Raw genomic sequence first — 11,623 nt, 5'->3', positions numbered from 1 at the left:
GGTGTTTTCAGTTCAATGGGGGATGAGCATGCCACTATGGCTAAGGATTTTATTAATAATAGTTATAGTATTTAGTGTTACATCATTTGTTTGGTTTCTATTAGGTTCAACCTCATATTTTCAAAGGGGAATGGATATAATCGGAACTACACTTTTTTGGGGAGGCGGTATTCCAGTTCTTTTGATCGGATTAATATTTACTATACTACTCATAAAAGGTTGGACACCTACGACCGGAGGACAATATGTTCCAGTTATTATTGGAATATTATTATCTGTGCTACTCTCATCCGCACTGATTCAAAGTGTAAGTACTCACGGTTGGGCGCATGAAAAGGTTGAAAGTGACTCAATCAAAATTACTATAGATAATATGTTCGAATATCGTATAGATCTAATCAATTTGTTTCAAAAGAACAGTCGGGCGCGGCTTTACCTGAAGGAAATAAGTTCGGGAGAGGAGAAGCTCATTCCAGTCGGTATACAAACGAGCAAGATAGCAGTACTTGGGGTAAACAAAATTAATCATTGGGTAAAACTTGAACCCACGGACGAACCATATCGATACGTACTGTCTACGACCGATGAACTTCGCATACCTGAAGAAAAATTTGAGATAGATTTCAGGTTAGGAACTTCAAGTAGAATGAATTAATATTCAGATTATCTAAACCACAGGCGACTAACCCTCGCCTGTGGTTTTTCACATCATTTTTGATGTGCCTTCCACCAAAAAGTGAAGTGGTTACCGTTGAGACTAAATAATTCTTTATTTCTTATGCAATCACTACATGGTCAAAAAATCTGAATCATAAAATACCTGTAGATCATCGAAAATAACGGTGGAACACTTGGCTATTCTGTGTTACTATATACATGTAGTAAGTCATACTGAATACATGTCGACGAGATAGCAAGGAGAGCTTACATGGAGAACCTGACAGAAATGCTCAAAGGTGTGCTGGAGGGCTGTGTTCTTGAAATCATCAGCCACGAGGAAACCTACGGTTATGAGATCACGCGGCGGCTGAACGCACTTGGATTCTCGGATGTGGTGGAAGGGACAGTATATACCATCCTGGTGCGGCTTGAGAAAAACAAGCTGGTGGAAATTACGAAAAAGCCGTCCGATATGGGGCCGCCGCGGAAGTTTTTTGCACTTAACGATGCAGGGCGCGAGGAATTGCAGAAGTTCTGGGATAAGTGGGGGTTCGTCTCATCCAAAATCAGCGAGCTGAAGGAGAGGAAATCATGAATTTCTGGGAAAAAATCACGGGCAGTGACATGACTAAAGAAATGAAGGCTTTTGAAGCGCGAGCCAAAATGCTGCCGGCAGATTATCAAGCGGCATGGCAGCAAATCAACGCGAATCTTTGGCCGCACGCCAATTTTACCGGTCGTAATCTCATGCCTATTCTTGACGGTGTGCTTGGCCTGCTGGAAGAAACGGCGGCGGACGGCCAGAGTGTCCAAGAGGTACTGGGCGATGATATCAAGGGCTTCTGTTCAGCGCTGGCCGGCGAAGAAGGGGCCAAAACCTATCGCGACAAGTGGCGCGAGCAGCTCAATCATAATGTCGCGAAAAAATTAGGCAAATGGGATGGTAAATCATGAGCATAAAAGATATCCTCGAAGGCAAAAAACAGTGGCGGGCTCACGTGGCGCGTGTCAAAGCGCTCCCGCAGGATTATCAGATTGTATATAAAGAGATTCAGAAGTATCTCTTCAAGGTCGGCCCTGTAGAGCTAACCGAGGAGTCGGGCTTGCTCTCGGGGATCGTCGATCTGTTCGAAGAGGGGGCGGCCTCGGGAAAAGGAGTGCTTGAAGTGACGGGCCATGACGTTGCGGCTTTCTGCGACGGTCTCATCCAAGATTCCAAAACGTACGCCGATATCTATCAAGAATCGGTCAAACAAGAAGTTGACAAGGCCTTGAAAAAGGGCACGGATAAACCAAGATAAAGGGGACTATCTTTTTTTTTCCTTACCTATCATCGCTTCGATCGTTTATACTGGTAAAGCCATCAATACTGCTTAGGAGCTGTATAACGAACGATGATAAAAAAAGAAGTCGCCCATATTCGCAAGCAGTTCAAACTGGATCATGATCTGCTCAAGGTCTTCGATATTCTCAACGTGTATATTACGAAGGATAGCAATGAAATTTACCATTATGAGTGCCAGCCGTTCGCCCTGGTGGACAGAGAGAAGCAGGAGCTGTACATGGGGAACTTCAAGAAACTGCTGACCGGCGAACTGGATCAGAAGCTGTTCGAGCTGAAATTCCAAGAGCAAGCGGAGGAGCCCTCGCGGGTGCTTCTTCATCAGGGCTTGGTGACCGGCGACACGGAAGAGTGGATGAACCTGATGCTCGTGTTGGTCGAGAAGATGCTGGCCAACCAAAAGTATGAACGGGATACGGTGGTTACATTCGTACGCGGGCAGTACTTCCGGCCGACCAAGATCCGGAATGAAGAAGCCGAGGAGAGCGAGAAGGACGAGATGTTCGCGCATCCGTTCATTCTGTGCAGCGTGAATTCCACGGAACAGCAGCGGAAGTCCATCATCTTCGATTATGTCGAGAGGGAATTCAAGTACAATGTCATCGTAGATCCGATTATCAAATTGAGCATGCCGGAGCAAGGGTTCTTCTACCCAAGCGTGACGGACCACTACTCCGATGTGAACCGCATTCTGTATTGTGTGGGGAAAGCCAATGAGCCCAACCACCTCTTCATCGAGCAAGTCTTGAATGCGGAGAAGACGGTGACGGCCCAGGAAGAAAGAGTCATCTTCGAGGAGATCGTGAAGGAGGTCGTGGGGGAACAGCTCGACGCGGCAACCATCGCCCATGTCTACGAGGAAATCCACCAGGTGATCGAAACCCACGACGAGGAAGCCCCTCCGAAGCTGGATTATAAGGATGTGGCACGGCTGCTCACGACGAGCGGCGTGGAGGACGTGACGACGGAAAGGGTGGAGCGGGCGTTCCAAGCGGTTGTCGATGACAAAAACTATGAAATGAAAGCGAGCAGCGTCATTCCGAAATTCACGTCCAAATCCATCAAGATCGAAACGAAGGTTGCTACCATTTCGGTCAGCCCGCAAGACCTAAGGTATGTGAAGCAGGTGAACTATCAAGGGAAACGCTGCATCATGATCGAGGTCGATGAAGATGTGGTGATCGAAGGCTTTACGCTGAATACGGAGACACTGTAGCCAGATGGCGGTATATACACCAGCCCTTCCTTGCCTAAGGAAGGGTTTTTCGTGTTGGGTCCGCTCGAATTGTGTCACATGAAAGGAGTTTCTGTAGAGGCGTAGAATTAGTGTTAGAACGACATGGGAATGAAAGGAAAGAGCCCAAATGAACATTCACAGTGAAATCGAACGATTGATCATAAATATGGAGAAGGTCATAATCGGCAAGCGGGACATGATCAAGAGGGTGATCACCGTACTGCTCTGCAACGGGCATGTCCTGATCGAGGACGTTCCGGGGGTAGGCAAAACCCAGCTGGTAGCGGCCCTCTCCCGCTCGGTTGAAGGAAAGTTCAACCGGATCCAGATGACTCCGGATATTATGCCGTCCGACATCATCGGGTTTACAATGATTCACCCGGAAACCAAGAAATTTATATTCAAGAGAGGGGCGGCCTTCTGCAATTTCTTGTTGGCAGATGAGGTCAACCGCGCCTCTCCCAAGGCCCAATCCAGCCTGCTGGAGGTCATGGAGGAGCATCAGGTGAGCTACGACGGACAGACCTTTGCCCTTCCCCAGCCCTTTATGACCTTGGCTACTCAGAACCCGGTTGAAACCATCGGCACCCAACATTTGCCCGAGGCTCAGATGGACCGGTTCCTCATGCGTCTGTCGATGGGCTATCCCAGCAAAGAGGATGAGCTGTCCCTTCTGGACAATGTCGAAGGGGATCCTCCTCTTGCGAAGCTGGCCCCCGTTCTTCATGTCGACGATATCATTCGGCTCCAGGATGAGGTCAAGCGTCTGCCCGTACACCCGCTGGTCAAGGAATATATATGGGCTCTTGTTAATGCGACCAGAACCGATGAGAACATCAAGCTTGGCGTGAGCCCGAGAGGAAGCATCGCTTTGCAGAAAGCGGCCAAAGCGATGGCTTTTATCAACAGCCGTACCTTCGTGACGCCCGATGATGTGAAGGAAGTCGCCATCTCCGTATTGGCTCACCGGGTCATCCTGTCGGCCAAGGGCAAAAGTGTGTTCCGGACGCAGGAGGCCGTGATCCGTCATATTCTCGGAAATACGGCAGTCCCCGTACCTACCGCATGAGGGAGAAGGAACTTGGAAGAATGAGCTATGCCGTTGCCAAAAGCTTCAACCGTAAATACATAACCGGTTATCTCCTATCCTGCGCCGTATGTCTGGCGTATGCTCTGTTCTTCGAGATCCGGTTGGGTCTGACCTTCTTCATTCTAATGCTCGTCACTCCGGTCCTCTCGATCGTATGGACGTCGATTGCGCTGAAGGGGCTCCAGATCGAAGGGAGCGTCTCCGGCAAGATCTTGAGCAAGGGTGATACCTTCGCCCTGCAGCTTCATCTGAAGCAGAACGGCGTGCTTCCGCTTCCCTTGCTCCGGGTCGTATATGGCCAGAGCGAGCATGTCCAAGCGATGGGGCAGGATGATCTGATTATGGGGCTGGGGAGTGACCGTGGCATGAGGGTCACAAGGGTGTTCACCGCTAAGATCTGGGGTACCGCTCAGGTCGGGATCGAAGCCTTGGAGGCCACGGATGTGATGGGATTCATTCGTTACACCGTTCGTATGGCGAAGCAGAAGGAGCTGTTTATGGAAACCGTTGAGATTCTTGCGGACATTCCGGATATTCCGTTGAATGAGCTGCTGCAGGAATCGATGCAGGGTGCGAGCTTGGATGAAGATCAGGAGCCTCCCGAGCGGCTGCATCACTTCGCCGGCCAGCCGGGTTATGAGCATCGGGAATATGTGCCGGGAGATGACTTCAAACGGATTAACTGGAAGCTCTCGGCAAGGCATGATGCCTATATGGTCCGGCTGGATGAGCCGGTTGCGAGCCGGAGGGTGAATCTGGTCGTCGACTATATGGCCTGCGATGGTGTCCACTCCCGGGAAGCGAGGCTGCAGACCATATTGGACGAAGAGAAGATCGTCGCTTCCGTTCTTGCGATGATGAGCTTGATGATGAAGCAGGGGCTGGAAAGTACGGTGTTCTATCATATGGACGGAGGGTGGAGGACGTTTCATCTGCAGACGGAGGAGGATCTCCATACCTTCCGGTATAGGCTTACCCAATACCGCTTCCTGCGGGAGGCTCCGCAGAGGGCCGGCCGTATGCCTGACGAAGCGGTCTATGGGGGAGAGTCCATCCTCTATTTCACCAACCGGCTCGACTCCCATGTGTCCGGCCTAGCCGATAAAGCGCGGCAAGCCGGGACGCCAGTCCAGCTGGTCGTTCCCCGGCCGCAGGAGAAGGGTTACTCTGCGTCGCCTTCTCACACTTGGCTGGTCAATGAACAATTTGAATTTTCACGGATTATACCGACCTAGACGATCGGATGGTGCACGATGACGGCTAGCTTCAAGACACATCTCTTCCCGATTCTGTTCGCCAGCTCCATAGTCATGGCGACGCTAAGCATGTATACCTCCATGGCCTTCGTTGCCGCGATCGCTGCCATCCTGTTCAACGCCTGGATCTTCCGATTCTGCGACTTTGTCAGAGGCAGCGGTAAAGCCGGGTCCGCCCTGTATGGCCTGGCTCTCGTTGCGTACGCTGCCTTGTTCCTCGTCGTTACGTCCGTGGAATCCGCAACGCAGGGGAATTTTATAACGGCAATTAAATATGGGAGCCTCTCGTATTCGTATCTGTTCCTGTTGTTTGCCGGCGCCTGCTGGTTCTATTCGTCCGCGGTATTCTACTTCACGAAGGTCAGCTATCGGAATGTGGTTCTTGTGATGCTGCTGTTCATACCGTCCTTGCTGTCGGTCTCCCAGCACAAGCAGGTTCCGGCGATGGATCTCGCTCTGATGATCGCCCTCTACTTCGCCGTCGTAATCGACCATCGGAAACAGGAGTTTGCCGACCGGTCCGAAGCCGCAAGCGGGAAGGTATACCACCAGGCCGTGATCGCGATCGCGGTGATCCTGTTCGCCCTCTCTTGGGTCATGCCCAAGTCTCACACCACCCCCTATAATGTGCTGAAGACCATCTCCGATAAAGGGTCGGCGAAGCAGTTGGGTGAATTCAGCCGCCAATCCAGCGTAAAGCCGGAAGGGGCCCAATTGGAGGACAATCATCAGGTCCTGTTCGAGGTCCAAGCGGATGAGCCCCTATATGTGAAGCGCCAGGTATTCGGCCGCTATGACGGCTTGACGTGGCAGGTGCTGAAGAATGAAGAATTGGCCAACGGCAGAGCCGACTGGAGGGATACGGAGAAGAATCTCAACGGTCCCATGCTGTTCGAGCTTATTCAAGAGGCGGTACAGGCTGACAGTGCCTTTGCCCGGAAATACGGTCTTCAAGCGGATAAGCTGCCTCATGTAACGCTGGAGCCCCGGACGGCTGCCATCACGCATAAGAACTTCTCTACCGCTTATATCCCCCATCCGCTGAATACCTTCGGCATTGAAGGAATCCCCGCGTATATGAAGATTTATCAGGATCCGGAGGGGGTCCTGTTTGTTGGACATTCCGACCGCCTAAGTGCGGGTGAGAGCTACATCCTGACCTACTATAGCGGGGAAAAGCTCAGGGAATCTCCGCAATTCGCGGGTTTCTCCAACCGGTTTGACTATGCGGCCTACCGTGTGTTTCTGGAGGATCTATCCAAGGTGTTCCAGAGATCCAAGAATACCGAGGGGCTGAGTCTGGTCCTGAATTACGTGAAGGAGGCGAGGATTGCAGGGATCTACCAGTCCGACAGCGGCTATAAGCCTTCGGAACGAATTCAAGAGCTGACGGATCGCATCCTTCAAGGCAAGACCGGAGACTATGAAAAAGCGGTTGCCATAGAACGGTATTTTCACGAGAACGGGTATACGTACGATCTGTCTTACACGCCGCCGGCCGAGCATAAGGATATCGAATACTTTATTTTTACGAGCAAGCGGGGCTCTTGTTCGGATTATGCCACCGCAATGATGCTGATGGCCCGGTCCGCTCATCTGGCTGTCCGGTATGTAGAAGGCTTCCTGGTGCATGAGCGGAATGAAGAGGGGGTATACCAGGTCACGCCCGACAATTCTCATGCCTATCCGGAGGCTTATATTCCCGGTTATGGATGGATGTCATTCGAGCCGACGGTGGCTGATGATTCAGCGGGCGGCGTGGGGGTGGCGGAGAAATCCGGAATCTGGGCCATCGTCCTGGGGGTGGCCGGGCTATCCGCATTCTTAGGCTGGGGAATCCGCAGGTCGGTGATTCCGGCGATCCTGGAAGCCCGGTTTAGAAGACAGGCAAGAGATGCGTCCGGCCGGGGGACCGTGCTGATGCTCTATACCCGAACCCTGCAGATGATCGGTGCGGCAGCGGAGACGCCCGTCGATTCGTATACGCCCGGTATGCTGCGCGACGATGTGCTTCAGCACTACGAAGTGGACGTATCGAGACTGATAGCCGCCTACGAGGCAGCGGCCTTTCATGATGCGGAGCCGTCTGACGAAGAGGTCGATGCCGCATTCCGTGATTATCGGGCGTGTTATAAGGCAGTGAGATAGGAAGCGGTCATAAAAAAAGGGGGACGCGAGTCATTCGCGTCCCCTGTTCTCTGTTAATGATCTTCCGGAAGGTATACCGTTACCACCGTCCGCTCCGCGACCTTGCTGTGGAGCCCCGTTCCCGGTTCAGGAACCACGCGGCCGTCTTCGACCCACCGGGCCAGCCGGCTCCGGGACAGGCCCAGAATGTCGCAGAGCACCTTATCGAGCCTTGCGTCGATAGGGTACTTGCATGCCAACGCAAGCTTCAGCTCCCCCTGCTCGGGGAGCGTGCCGTCCAGCTCCAGCCGGTAGGGCAGGCCGGGGACGACGCCATGGCACATCCTGCGGAGAGAATCCGTCCGGAAGGCCGCCTGCCATGCGGTCTCCGGGTCGTTCGTCATCCACTTGACGTGAAGCTCCTGGTCCAACGTCCCGGTATGGACTCTGGACCGAATCGGGACGTTCCACGTGCTGTCGCAGCGCTCGCATTTATAGATCAGCCAGACGTCGATGGACTTCTGTTGGGCGTTCACCCGAAATTTGCCGCTGCTGTAGAAGGGAGTGACCGTCTTGCAGCGGTTGCAAGCCCGGAGCGCCTTGGGCGTCTCCAGGGGAATGATCGTGACGTTCAGGGTTGTAATACACATCGTGAGCGATTCCTCCGTTATAGAGGAACGCTGTCATCCGGCTATAGAGAAAGCTGATTTCTTCCGAACGAGTCCAACCGGTCTCCGGTTTGCCGACCTCGCAGGAAGGAGGTCCAGAATGTCCTGCGTTCCCCGTAATGGTCCTCATAGGCAGACTTCTCCCTTGTCGGTGTAACAAGAAAAAAGTGATGCGCAAGCTGAATCAGAACCATTACAGGTACGTTGGCATACTTCACCCGTCCTTTCGCTTTCTCCTGCTAACAGCTTACCCCCGACAGCCGGGCCTGAACAGGGAAAAAACGGTTATAACCGATGTTCAAGCGGGATTATAAGCAGGTATTTATGGTCAAACCTTAGAAGGTATAGATGTTGAAGAAGGAAGGATCCCATGAAGGAGGAAGAGGATATGACCAAGCCCAATGAGATCAGCAGAGAGCTGACTCCGGAGCAGCGTACGGAGCTGCTCGGAATCTTGAAGGTTCGTTTCGAGAAAAATAGGAACCGCCATAAGGAGCTGGAATGGACGGACATTCAAGCGAGGCTTGAAGCAAACCCCGGGAAGCTATGGTCGCTTCATGAAATGGAGAGAACGGGCGGTGAACCGGACGTTGTGGGTCAGGACCGCCAGACGGGTGAATACCTCTTCTATGATTGCTCGGCGGAGAGTCCCAAAGGGCGAAGAAGCGTCTGCTATGACCGAGAGGCGTTGGAATCGCGTAAGGAACATAAACCGGGGGATAGCGCCATGGATATGGCAGCCGCCATGGGCGTCGAGCTCCTGACGGAAGAACAATACCGGGCTTTACAGGAGCTGGGGAGCTTCGACATGAAAACATCAAGCTGGGTCCGAACGCCCGCCAAGATCCGATCCTTAGGCGGGGCGCTCTTCTGTGACCGCCGGTATGATACGGTCTTCGTCTACCACAATGGAGCGGAATCCTACTATGCTGCGAGAGGGTTTCGCGGATCGCTTCAGGTATAGAGGTTTCCGCTGCAGGAAACCGAATGGTAGTATAAGAGAGGTGAAGGCCGGATGGCCGGAGCCTGAAGGAAAGGACGTGCTGACCGTGGATCTGGAATGGGTGATGAACGAGCTGGAAGCCCTCGGCAAGGAACGGACCAAGAAGATATACCTGTCCAACGGGGCCCGCGAGCCGTTGTTCGGCGTGGCTACGGGCGAGATGAAGCCGTTGTTCCGCAAGATCAGAATCCATCAGCCCCTGGCAGAGCAGCTCTATGCCACGGGGAATTACGATGCTATGTACTTCGCCGGGATCATCGCGGATCCCAAGGGCATGTCGGCGGCCGACTATGATCGTTGGATGGATGGGGCTTATTTCTATATGCTGTCCGATTATGTGGTTGCGGTGACGCTGGCGGAGTCGGATATCGCCCAGCAGGTTGCGGACCGATGGATCGATAGCGGGGAGGAGCTCCGGATGTCCGGGGGATGGAGCTGCTACTGCTGGCTCTTGGGCAACCGGAAGGATCATGAATTTGACGAAGGCAGCATCGCCCGGATGCTCGATAGGGTGGAGCAAACGATACACGATGCACCCGAACGGGCTCAGTTTGCCATGAATCAATTTATCTACACCGTGGGCGTGTCCTATGTGCCGCTCCATAAGAAGGCGGTCGAAACCGCGAAGGGCGTAGGGCCCGTGGAGATCAAGCGGGACAAGAAACCGTCCAGCCTCCTGAACGCTTACGACCATATTCAGAAGGCCGTAGCCAAAGGTCAAATCGGGTTCAAGCGCAAGCACGTCCGGTGCTGAAGCCATAGAGAGAGGATTGCGGAGAGGGAGAGGACAGAAGGCACCATGAGAATCATCCTATCACCAGCCAAAAAGATGAAGACGGACACCGAGATCTTCGAGTGCCGCCAGCTGCCGGCTTTTATCGGGGATGCGGAGAAGCTGCTAGACTTGTTCCGGCAGCTGAGCTATGAGGAAGCGAAGGCGATCTGGAACTGCAACGACGCCATCGCCGTGTTGAATTTCGATCGGTTCCGCACGATGGACCTCTACCGGAGTTTAACCCCGGCGGTCTTCGCCTACGAGGGGATCCAGTACCAGTACATGGCCCCCGGCGTGTTCCAGACGAAGGAGCTGGAGTACCTGCAGGATCATGTGCGGATCTTATCCGGGTTCTACGGCTTGCTGCGGCCGATGGACGGCGTGGTTCCGTATCGGCTCGAGATGCAGGCCAAGTGGAGCGGACCCGGCTTCCGCTCGCTCTATGCCTATTGGGGCCGTAGACTGGCGGACCAGCTGTTTCGGGAGACCCGAGTGATCCTGAACCTGGCCTCCAAGGAATACAGCAAATGCATCTCCCCCTATGTGGAGGGGGACGTCCGGTTCGTGACCTGCGTATTCGGCCAGCTCATCGACGGGAAGGTGGTCGAGAAGAGCACCTTCGCCAAGATGGCCCGCGGGGAGATGGTGCGCTATATGGCGGAGAATGGGGTCCAATCCGTGGAGGAGGTCAAGGCCTTCAACCGGATGAACTTCGAATATGCCGAAGAGCGGTCGGACGGGAGCACCTATGTCTTCCTGCAGCGAACGCAACAACCAACCGGATTGGAGATGAATGACGAGTGAAACGAACCGATCGAGTTATGGCTATAGGCGGAACGGCAGGAGTCCTCTCAGGGCTCCTCTTCTTCGCCCAGTATCTCTTCGTACAGCCGGTTCCCCGTCCTCCGGCGGCGAATGCCGAGCTGATGGCTTGGGTGGCGGAATGGCGGTTCCCGCTTGCCATGGCCGACGAGCTGCTTTTCTTCGCTGCCTTGGCGCTGATCCCCGCTATCGCAGCCTTATACCGGGTCTTGAGAGGAGAGAGCCCCGCTCTTGCCCTGTTGGGGTGCGGTCTCTTCGCGGCCGCCATCCCCCTCTACCTGGTCCTGGTCGTCATCTTGGGCCGCCTCGTATATCCGGTGTACGATCTGGAGCTGACTCCGGAGCTCAACAAGCTGGTCATAAGCCTCTATTATGGGGGGATGCATGCGGTGGGTCTCCTGTTGGGGGGAGCCACCCTCTTGGTCAGCTTGGCCATACGGAACAGTCCGATCGGCAGGTGGACCGCCTATGTGGGCATCGCCGCGGGGGTTCTGGATTGGATTGGTGCCTATCCCTGGCTCATAAGCGGCGGGTGGGTCTTCGTCTCCCAGCTGTTCGCTTCCGCTTGGCTGATCCTGCTTGGGATTCGGCTGTTGGGGTTAAGGACGTCCCGGCTGTGAATGGAACCCTTCCCTCCCGGGTA

Annotated in this window: 13 protein-coding genes; 12 read left to right on the top strand and 1 reads right to left on the bottom strand. The window is 53.8% G+C overall.

Annotation, left to right across the window (positions count from 1 at the left end):
* Positions 1-28 precede the first annotated feature (28 nt).
* The 8 genes from ACSEXW_RS20670 (at position 29) to ACSEXW_RS20635 (ending at position 7,733) form a co-directional block, all read left to right on the top strand.
* Complete coding sequence (locus ACSEXW_RS20670) at positions 29-655, top strand: hypothetical protein (RefSeq protein ID WP_438448067.1); 627 nt, start codon at positions 29-31, stop codon at positions 653-655.
* A gap of 291 nt (positions 656-946) precedes the next feature.
* On the top strand, positions 947-1,255 hold the full coding sequence (locus ACSEXW_RS20665; protein WP_438448129.1) for a PadR family transcriptional regulator: 309 nt from the start codon (positions 947-949) through the stop codon (positions 1,253-1,255).
* Complete coding sequence (locus ACSEXW_RS20660; RefSeq protein WP_438448066.1) at positions 1,252-1,614, top strand: DUF1048 domain-containing protein; 363 nt, start codon at positions 1,252-1,254, stop codon at positions 1,612-1,614. The genes ACSEXW_RS20665 and ACSEXW_RS20660 overlap by 4 nt, the downstream gene beginning before the upstream one ends.
* Positions 1,611-1,961: a DUF1048 domain-containing protein gene (locus ACSEXW_RS20655; RefSeq protein ID WP_438448065.1), complete on the top strand. Its 351-nt coding sequence runs from the start codon at positions 1,611-1,613 to the stop codon at positions 1,959-1,961. The genes ACSEXW_RS20660 and ACSEXW_RS20655 overlap by 4 nt, the downstream gene beginning before the upstream one ends.
* A gap of 93 nt (positions 1,962-2,054) precedes the next feature.
* Complete coding sequence (locus ACSEXW_RS20650; RefSeq protein WP_438448064.1) at positions 2,055-3,218, top strand: DUF4317 domain-containing protein; 1,164 nt, start codon at positions 2,055-2,057, stop codon at positions 3,216-3,218.
* 148 nt (positions 3,219-3,366) lie between these two features.
* The gene (locus tag ACSEXW_RS20645; protein ID WP_438448063.1) at positions 3,367-4,308 is read left to right on the top strand and encodes an AAA family ATPase; all 942 of its coding nucleotides are present in this window, start codon (positions 3,367-3,369) and stop codon (positions 4,306-4,308) included.
* Positions 4,309-4,328: 20 nt separating this feature from the next.
* The gene (locus ACSEXW_RS20640; RefSeq protein ID WP_438448062.1) at positions 4,329-5,564 is read left to right on the top strand and encodes a DUF58 domain-containing protein; all 1,236 of its coding nucleotides are present in this window, start codon (positions 4,329-4,331) and stop codon (positions 5,562-5,564) included.
* An 18-nt stretch (positions 5,565-5,582) separates the two neighbouring features.
* A complete protein-coding gene (locus ACSEXW_RS20635) occupies positions 5,583-7,733 on the top strand; it encodes a transglutaminase TgpA family protein (protein ID WP_438448061.1) in 2,151 nt (716 codons plus the stop codon).
* A gap of 53 nt (positions 7,734-7,786) precedes the next feature.
* Here the strand turns inward: ACSEXW_RS20635 and ACSEXW_RS20630 are convergent, their stop codons facing one another.
* On the bottom strand, positions 7,787-8,362 hold the full coding sequence (locus ACSEXW_RS20630; protein WP_438448060.1) for a DUF1062 domain-containing protein: 576 nt from the start codon (positions 8,360-8,362) through the stop codon (positions 7,787-7,789).
* Positions 8,363-8,768: 406 nt separating this feature from the next.
* Between ACSEXW_RS20630 and ACSEXW_RS20625 the strand changes: the two genes are divergently transcribed.
* The 4 genes from ACSEXW_RS20625 to ACSEXW_RS20610 all read left to right on the top strand — a co-directional run bounded on the left by ACSEXW_RS20625 (position 8,769) and on the right by ACSEXW_RS20610 (position 11,600).
* On the top strand, positions 8,769-9,344 hold the full coding sequence (locus ACSEXW_RS20625) for a DUF4256 domain-containing protein (protein WP_438448059.1): 576 nt from the start codon (positions 8,769-8,771) through the stop codon (positions 9,342-9,344).
* A gap of 85 nt (positions 9,345-9,429) precedes the next feature.
* Positions 9,430-10,137: a DNA alkylation repair protein gene (locus ACSEXW_RS20620; protein WP_438448128.1), complete on the top strand. Its 708-nt coding sequence runs from the start codon at positions 9,430-9,432 to the stop codon at positions 10,135-10,137.
* 45 nt (positions 10,138-10,182) lie between these two features.
* On the top strand, positions 10,183-10,962 hold the full coding sequence (yaaA, locus tag ACSEXW_RS20615) for a peroxide stress protein YaaA (protein ID WP_438448058.1): 780 nt from the start codon (positions 10,183-10,185) through the stop codon (positions 10,960-10,962).
* Positions 10,959-11,600: a hypothetical protein gene (locus tag ACSEXW_RS20610; protein ID WP_438448057.1), complete on the top strand. Its 642-nt coding sequence runs from the start codon at positions 10,959-10,961 to the stop codon at positions 11,598-11,600. Before yaaA ends, ACSEXW_RS20610 begins: the two co-directional genes overlap by 4 nt.
* Positions 11,601-11,623: the final 23 nt, after the last annotated feature.

This window comes from Oryzibacillus soli (assembly GCF_051594765.1).
Classification (GTDB): Bacteria; Bacillota; Bacilli; order Paenibacillales; family NBRC-103111; genus Paenibacillus_AR.
This window is presented reverse-complemented; position numbering and strand designations above follow the sequence as displayed.

Coding starts and splice junctions, on each gene's coding strand:
- ACSEXW_RS20635 (WP_438448061.1), top strand. CDS start 5,583: ATGACGGCTAGCTTCAAGACACATCTCTTCCCGATTCTGTTCGCCAGC.
- ACSEXW_RS20655 (WP_438448065.1), top strand. CDS start 1,611: ATGAGCATAAAAGATATCCTCGAAGGCAAAAAACAGTGGCGGGCTCAC.
- ACSEXW_RS20645 (WP_438448063.1), top strand. CDS start 3,367: ATGAACATTCACAGTGAAATCGAACGATTGATCATAAATATGGAGAAG.
- ACSEXW_RS20665 (WP_438448129.1), top strand. CDS start 947: ATGCTCAAAGGTGTGCTGGAGGGCTGTGTTCTTGAAATCATCAGCCAC.
- ACSEXW_RS20625 (WP_438448059.1), top strand. CDS start 8,769: ATGACCAAGCCCAATGAGATCAGCAGAGAGCTGACTCCGGAGCAGCGT.
- ACSEXW_RS20650 (WP_438448064.1), top strand. CDS start 2,055: ATGATAAAAAAAGAAGTCGCCCATATTCGCAAGCAGTTCAAACTGGAT.
- ACSEXW_RS20630 (WP_438448060.1), bottom strand. CDS start 8,362: ATGTGTATTACAACCCTGAACGTCACGATCATTCCCCTGGAGACGCCC.
- ACSEXW_RS20670 (WP_438448067.1), top strand. CDS start 29: ATGCCACTATGGCTAAGGATTTTATTAATAATAGTTATAGTATTTAGT.
- yaaA (WP_438448058.1), top strand. CDS start 10,183: ATGAGAATCATCCTATCACCAGCCAAAAAGATGAAGACGGACACCGAG.
- ACSEXW_RS20640 (WP_438448062.1), top strand. CDS start 4,329: ATGAGCTATGCCGTTGCCAAAAGCTTCAACCGTAAATACATAACCGGT.
- ACSEXW_RS20660 (WP_438448066.1), top strand. CDS start 1,252: ATGAATTTCTGGGAAAAAATCACGGGCAGTGACATGACTAAAGAAATG.